1 protein-coding gene and 3 pseudogenes are annotated in these 2658 nt (G+C 40.5%); all 4 read right to left on the minus strand.

The window, feature by feature from the left end; all coding sequences use genetic code 11:
• Positions 1-125: 125 nt before the first annotated feature.
• Positions 126-233: pseudogene (locus ACH6CY_RS15530) on the minus strand (recombinase family protein); the annotation flags it as partial.
• A 246-nt stretch (positions 234-479) separates the two neighbouring features.
• Positions 480-1797, minus strand: a pseudogene (locus ACH6CY_RS15535) (IS1380 family transposase).
• A 161-nt stretch (positions 1798-1958) separates the two neighbouring features.
• A complete protein-coding gene (locus tag ACH6CY_RS15540) occupies positions 1959-2258 on the minus strand; it encodes a hypothetical protein (RefSeq protein ID WP_374068221.1) in 300 nt (99 codons plus the stop codon).
• Positions 2259-2270: 12 nt separating this feature from the next.
• A pseudogene (locus ACH6CY_RS15545) lies at positions 2271-2658 on the minus strand (hypothetical protein); the annotation flags it as partial.

The following is a 2658-nucleotide window of genomic DNA, read 5'->3' on the forward strand; positions in this document are numbered from 1 at the left end:
TGCCATCTAGATAAGCCGTCGATTGAGCGATCACCTCGTCCTTTGCTTGATACACAGTACTGTTTTGATAGGCAACCGCATATTCCACTAATTTCTTCATCTCTATAAATATGTATCAAGTTCTAGTCTTGTTCTTTACAGTATACTTTAATTTCAACTTCTTGGTATTTCAAGCTATATCCATCTCTTACTTGACCTTGTGTAGATATTCGAATATAACCGATAACTTTCATGATATGTCCCCTACGTTACGCTAATCTGGATCACCGTAACGCTTAGCCATTATAATTAATATAACCTGAATTATTCACAGACAGATGAAAAACCGAAAAATACTCATCAGATTGTAGTTCTAAGCTGATTTTGCAAATTCCCCAACAGTCTCTCGGCTTTATTTGGTTGTTTTTGGAATATTTCATGATTTTTGGGCAGACTTCTCCCTTGGTCTAAGCTGTTTTTAAAAAATCGGTTATTCGGCTTCATCTCAATTGGAGCCGCTGAACTTGCGCCAAGACCTCCCAGAAAAAGCGGTCGTAGACGAAACTGGAAGAGATCTTCATATGCAAGTAACGACCGGACTTCACCAATTTACTCGCAACTTTCACTAATCGTGTCCGGATGGTTCCGATCTGGATACCTTTGGAAGCAGCCGGAAAGCTGAGCGTGCGGAGCTAATTCGTCAGGTTGTAGGCAAGCAAACTCAACATCATCCGGGCCGCATTGACGGTGAACTCATGACTTTTCATCTGATCGAAGCCAAATCCTTCTTTTGCTTCCTTGATGAAGTTTTCCATCGTGCCCCGTTGCTGATAGGAATACACGATGGCTTGCGGAGAAAAGCACTCGCCAAGGCTCGTGACAAAAAAGGCATGCCGGAAGAACAGCTCACCGGCTGGCCGGGTCGATTGAATGACGACACGGCGGGGTTTCGACCAGGAAGCTGCTTGGTAAATGGTATCTTCCACATAGGTTTCCGTCTTCGAGATATCCTGGATCTCATCTGTTGGGTGCAGTTCCTCCGCGAGCGCCTGTAGCTTGGCATTGGATTTCAGACGAATGATATGCGCGAACGATTCTTTCTCGCATAATTCATACAGCCCGGGAACCGCAAAACCGCTGTCTCCGCGAACCAGGTACGAGGTTTCCGGAAACTGCTCGTTATAATGTTCGATGACCGGACGGATGAAATCGACGACTCCATTCGAGGTATAGACATTTCCCGGACGCAACTTCGCTTTCAGGAAATCGCCGGTCAAGCCGTCGAATGCAACCAACGGATGAAACCCCACGGTCTGATAATGCGCGTTGTAAGCGGCGTTTTCTTGTTGACCGTATGTATCGGCATGCGATGAATCGAGGTCCACAATCAGCGCCTTTGCCTGTCGGGCGTGGTGAACCCAGTCCAACAATGCCTGGTTCGCCGTTTGAAGGCGATCGAGCGCATCCGGATCAAACCGGTGAAAAAAATCGGGACAAGGACGGCTGGGAAGCCAGCGCAGGCTTGGCAAGAATCTGCGTAAAAACCGGATCGGTCGTCAAATGATCCGCGGCATCGTCGTCGTGATATCCGGCAATCAGCTGATAGATCTTCTGTTGAAGCAACTCCTCGTTTTCGTGAATGCAAAACGTGCGTTCATCGGAGAGTTGGAGATGTTCTGCGATGGTTTGGGAGAATCCCAATTTCTCATCGAATTCTCGGAAGATGACGTTGCCAGTGTCGGAGGAAAGTTCACCTCCGTCGTTAGATAATTTAATAGAACGGTTGAAGTGTAGGGTGTTTTGCGTTAAAGTAAGAATCATAAAGAATCTTTTCTGTGGTGTTTTGTTTCGTCGCAATCATCCTATCAGAAATGGATTCTTTTTTCACTTTTTAGGTGAAAAAGAGAATCCCACTAGAAAGCCGACATGAACGCTTTTTAGTGGGATTTTATATTTGACGGTGAATAATCTAGGTTGTATTAACTATCTCTATATTCAGAAATACATTTTTTTATCATTTCATGAATTTGTTCATATTGCCAAACAAAATCAGAATAAATTAAATGTAAATCGATTAACTCCTTTATTACATTATCCTCTTGATTTTTATCAATATTTTTCAAATTTTCTATAGTTAATTTAAATCGCTTCTCTATCTCACTAAAATCATTTATATTATCATTTTCTTCTTCTATTTCCTCATTTAAATAGATGTTATTATTCTTAAACGTATTTAATTCAATTAATATATTCAAAGTTTCTTCTAATCTGCTTTTCATCATAATTTCTCCTTATTTTATTTTTAATTTTCTTCCTTCACTTAACACTTTTTCAGTTTTATCATAATTTAAAGTTCCATCTAAGTTTAATACTGCTTTTGCATTTCCCCTCTTATCAAAAACTTCTAAATGATCTTTATGCAAGTTATCTAAATATATTTTATCGCCCTTTTTCAAATACTGATTATCAATTTTTTTGCTTACTTCATATATTGACTGTCCTTGAAATTTGCTATTAGTTTTTGAAAGTGAGCCTTTGATACTATTACCAAATGATTCTTCAAAAAACTCATTCATATTATTTATTTTACGATTACCTACCGCCTTAGTAACTTTCGCAAAGCTCGTGTGTATCTCTTGTTGTACGTGAGTATCACGCATCGCGTTGATAGGTAAGCGT

The sequence above is a fragment of the Paraliobacillus sp. JSM ZJ581 genome, assembly GCF_044383835.1.
Taxonomy (GTDB): domain Bacteria; phylum Bacillota; class Bacilli; order Bacillales; family Amphibacillaceae; genus Paraliobacillus.

Excerpts from the sequence above, each read along its gene's own strand:
- ACH6CY_RS15540 (WP_374068221.1), bottom strand. The coding sequence starts at position 2,258 with ATGAAAAGCAGATTAGAAGAAACTTTGAATATATTAATTGAATTAAAT.